Genomic DNA, 3,807 nt, shown 5'->3' with positions numbered 1-3,807 from the left:
GCCTGACGGCGACGCTGGCCCTTCGGCTTGAGCAGGGGCTCTGCCCCTCCCACCCCGGCCTGGTCCGTGACCTGGGCCAACGGGACAAACGAAAACCGCTCTGTCCCGTTCAACAACAGACGTCATCTCGGCGGCAGCGCCAAACCCCGCGTCATCTCGGCGGTGAGGGCTCCTCGTGCCCTCACCGGTAAGAGATCTACGGGGGCACCGACGGCTGAAAGCCGTTGGGGGGGCCGTATCGCGGGGCAGGGAAAGCGCTATTGTCCCGTTCAATTACAACGTCACTTCGGCGGTGAGGGCTCCTCATGCCCTCACCGGTAAGAAGTCCCCTTCAAACGAACCGCGAGCCCGGGCACATGGACCAAGCCCAACGGGACAAACGACCCGGGCTCTCCCCGGCGTCGAATATATCCCGAAAAAACGCGCTGCGCCGAATTTTGTGCTATAATGATATTAGACAGATAACTGCAGCCGCTCCGGCTCCGCCGGACAGCGGCGCAAAAGGAGTGAAATATGAACAAGCTTGCCGGTTTATTATGGCTCCCGGTGGTCCTCAGCCTGCTGCTGCTTTCCGCGGCCGGGGCCCGGACCGTCAGCACCGTGGACGAGCTGCTGGCCCTCGGCGACACTGTGATCGACGAGGACATTGTCATCACCCCCGGGACCTATGACCTGTCCGAAGTGACCTGGGTCCCCATTGCCGAGGTGGCGCAGGGCTGCGGCATATACGGCGAGGGCGCCGCGCTTACAGGCTTTCATTTTGCCTACACCGACCCCGGCTTTGTAGCCGAAAACAACGGCACCGTCTCGGGCATTACCTTCCGGATGGAAATGTTTATCAACACAGGCAGCGATGCCGGCGTGGTGGCTGCCGCCAACGGCTCCAACGGCACCATTGACGGCTGTCTCGTGTACGGCGAAGGCGAATGGACCGTAGGCCTGGGCGAGTCCCGAAAGGGCAAATATCTGGGCGGTATCGCCGGCGTCAACGACGGAGCCGTCACCAACTGCACGGTTTACGGCCTGACCCTTTCCGGCGGCAGCGAAACCGCCATAGGCGGCATCGCGGGCAAGTCCACCGGCACAGTGTTTAACTGCGCGGTCCACAATTCCAGTATCACGGGCACCGCCGGCACTGCCGCCATAGGCGGCATCGCCGGCCTGCTGCAGGGCCCCGAGGTGGGCGTCAACTCGTTTGCGGAACAGTGCTCCGTGCTCTTTTCCACCGTGTCGGGACAGGCAGCCTCCATGGGCGGCGTGGCCGGCATAGTCAAAAACGGCTTCATAGGCACCGCAAGAGTCAACTTTACGGACATATGTCACGCCTCCGGTGAAAAGTGCGCCGTCGGCGGTCTGGCCGGCACGGTGGACGGCAGCCAGGGCAGCAACCGGCTGGAAAACAGCTATTTTGCCGACAAGAGCGAGGCGGGCATGACTTATGCGGACACAGACGCCGCCGGCGGCGTGGTGGGCTCCTATTTCGAGCTCAACAACGCCCAGGTCTTCTACAAGTGCTACTACTGCACCGACTTTTGCGATGCGGAGCTCTACGGCGAAAACACGGGCCAGTCCACTCCCCATCACTGGTACAGCTGCTCCGGCGAGACCAAGTCTGCCATGACGGCGGACGGCTGGGCCGAGAGCAACATGGAAGGGGGCTGGACCAACGCGGGCCCCGACAACTATCCCGTCATTTCGGACCTGATACCCGTATCCGTTTCCCGGTTCCACAGAGGGGACGAGTATCTGCCTCAGAGCTTCTTCAGGCTGCTCTACAACGGAGAGGACGTGGCCAACATGGGACTGGTGGACGGCGACACTGAGTTTGACCCGGCCCTGTTTACCCTGAAGAAAGCGGTGGACTATCTGGAGCTGGACATTGAGATAGACTGCGTCACCCTCAACGGCGTCAGGCTCACGGACAAGGTCAGGGCCGGAGACTATGAGCAGCTGAATTTTTCCGCCGTGGTGGACAACGCCTTTTGCCGCGACAGGCTTATCCCCTGCGTGAACGAAGCCGGCGAAATATACGAGAGCAGCCGGGGCACCTACAGCCCCGACAGCCTTGCGGAGCTCAGGGCCGCCATAGACGATGCGGAGCAGGCTCTGGACGAATACTATCTGACCATCGACTGGTATTGGGGAGAGGACCTCTGCGCGGCCATGGAAAACGTGGAGCAACAGTATTTCAAGTACCAGGTGGATATGGAGGCCGGCGGCGGCAAGACTTTTGTCAAGTACAACGGCAGCTGGGTCAACGTCAACGCCTTCAAGGGCATCCTGGGCAAAACCTGGGAAGTCAGGGTCGAGCCCAAAGACGGCGAACAGTTTCTCTGTTGGCAGGACTCCGCAGGCAACGTGCTCTCGGAAGACCCCGAGTTTGCATATACCATCAACAGGACCACCGTCATAACCGCCGTCACCGCTCCGGCGGAGAACTACACCTTTACCTACAAGGACGTGTACGGCAAGATCTACAAGACCGACACGGTGACGGATTACAGCCAGGTCTCCTATCCCGCCGAGCCCGGACAGGGCGGCCTGAGAACGGGCTATGTGGTCAGCAAGTGGACCAACGACTTCCCCGGCTCCCTGCCTTCCCAGGGCCCGGTCCAGAGAGACGTGACCTTTACCGCCTCCTTTACCAAGGCGGAACAGACCTATACGGTGAAAACCTACTTCCTGTACGGCGGCGAGAAATACTGCAGTGAAACGGTCACCCTGAAAAGCGCTCAGGTATATACCCGCAGCGCTGCCGAAACCTTTGAAGGCGAGGATTTCACCTGCTGGAGAGACGCCGACACTCAGGAGACGGTCTCCTATGACCCCACAATTACCATATCGGTGTATTCCGGCCTCACTCTGGAAGCCGTATATGAGGGGGCAGCGGACAGCGTCACCGCAGTCAACCTGTGGGAGCCCATAGCCGAGGGCGGCAAGATAGCCTTCACAGGACAGACCGTCACGGGCGACGACTTCGCAAGCGAGGTCATGCACGGCGTGCTGCTGCTGCAGTCCGACACGGCCCCTGCGGAGATCCTGTTTGACACTCCCGGGGTGATAGTGGGCAAGTCTTCCGGCTACTCGGCCCTGACCAACACCTTCATCATCAACAAGAAGAACGTCGCGGCCGGCGACGCCTGGTACGGCAGAGCCTTCGTCATCTACAACGACATCGCAGGCCAGCGCAAGACGGTGTTTTCCGACGTCAAAGGCATCCGGATGCCCTGACAGGACCACATCACCCAAACGCAAGACTTCATTGCGCCCTCCCCGGAGGGCGCTTTTTTAAGCCCCAAAAAATCATATGATTTTTCGGGGTATAGAGCCCCTGCTCAAGCCGAAGGGCAAGTGTCGTCCTTGGCGCAAGGCAGAACAGGCAAAAACCGCCGTCATCCCAGCGGCTGCGCCTTTGGCGCTGCCGTTGGAGATCTGTGGGGGGACCGATGCCGTAAGGCATTGGGGGGTCCACTCGGCGGATAGGACCCGAGCGGGTGTGTCCGGGGTCCCCGGCGGAAAAAGCCCTTTTTCGTCGGGGTAAATTGCAAGTGGTGTCCCCTTGCGCTCTCAAAGCATCAGCAGAGAAACGGCAACAAGTTCTTCTGCGCCCCGCTAATACGGCCGCTCCCGTTTGCCTTCTCCGGCTCTGCCGGAGTAAGGTAAAGACGGTGAATTATACTATTAAGTGCAACAGGTAATAATGAGTTAGAAGTTCATACGAAATTCGTGTAGAATGAAGTTGCTTGACTAAAAAACTACGGAGGAAAATCGTATGAACTATAAACATCTTACCATAGAAGAGAGGTG

General features: G+C 59.6%; 1 protein-coding gene. It reads left to right on the top strand.

Annotation, left to right across the window (positions count from 1 at the left end; all coding sequences use genetic code 11):
• Positions 1-513: 513 nt before the first annotated feature.
• Positions 514-3,231: a hypothetical protein gene (locus tag IK083_08810; protein ID MBR4749652.1), complete on the top strand. Its 2,718-nt coding sequence runs from the start codon at positions 514-516 to the stop codon at positions 3,229-3,231.
• Positions 3,232-3,807 lie beyond the last annotated feature (576 nt).

Source organism: Abditibacteriota bacterium (assembly GCA_017552965.1).
Taxonomy (GTDB): Bacteria; Armatimonadota; UBA5829; order UBA5829; family UBA5829; genus RGIG7931.
This window is presented reverse-complemented; position numbering and strand designations above follow the sequence as displayed.